Source organism: Pseudoalteromonas luteoviolacea (genome assembly GCF_018100925.1).
In the GTDB taxonomy this organism is placed as follows: Bacteria; Pseudomonadota; Gammaproteobacteria; order Enterobacterales; family Alteromonadaceae; genus Pseudoalteromonas; species Pseudoalteromonas obscura.
In genome coordinates this window covers 1-708 of sequence record NZ_JAGJEH010000055.1, presented here as the reverse complement: position 1 = coordinate 708, position 708 = coordinate 1, and the positions used below count along the sequence as shown (strand labels likewise).

Sequence of the window (708 nt, the reverse complement as noted above, 5' to 3'; positions counted from 1 at the left end):
TGATGAAAATGGCGTGTTTAACTTTGCAGGCCTTCGCGCATCAAATTCGGCTGGCTACACAGTTACTCAAGGTGAAACTGACTATGTTGAAGGCCAAGATTATCTTGGTTCTACGGTGGATCAATTTGGTTCAAACAGTGAGATCAAACTGGCACTGGGTGAGCAAGCTGCACCTGAACTTATCTTCACTGAGCAACTAAGCACTGGCGACAAATCAATATCAGGTCGTGTATTTGTCGATATCAATCAAGATGGTACCAACAACGGTAATGATTTTGTCCTTGCAGGGATTGAGATCCAGTTAACAGGTCAGGATCTTTACGGTGAAGCGGTGAACCTACGCACCACAACAGATGAAAATGGCGCCTTTAACTTTACAGGCCTTCGCGCATCAAATTCGACTGGCTACACAGTTACTCAAGGTACTACTGATTATGTTGAAGGCCAAGATTATCTTGGTACATCGGCAGATCAATTTGGTTCAAACAGTGAGATCAAACTGTTATTGGGTGAGCAAGCTGCGCCTGAACTTATCTTCACTGAGCAACTAAGCACTGGCGACAAATCTATATCAGGTCGTGTATTTGTAGATATCAACCAAGATGGTACCAACAACGATAATGACTTTGTCCTTGCGGGGATTGAGATCCAGTTAACAGGTCAGGATCTTTACGGTGAAGCGGTGAATCTGCGTACCTCAACCGATGC

General features: G+C 44.4%; 1 protein-coding gene. It reads left to right on the top strand.

The annotated features are described in order from the left end of the window. Positions 1-13: 13 nt before the first annotated feature. On the top strand, positions 14-708 hold a 695-nt coding region (locus tag J8M00_RS28040; RefSeq protein ID WP_211013648.1), incomplete at its 3' end, for an SdrD B-like domain-containing protein.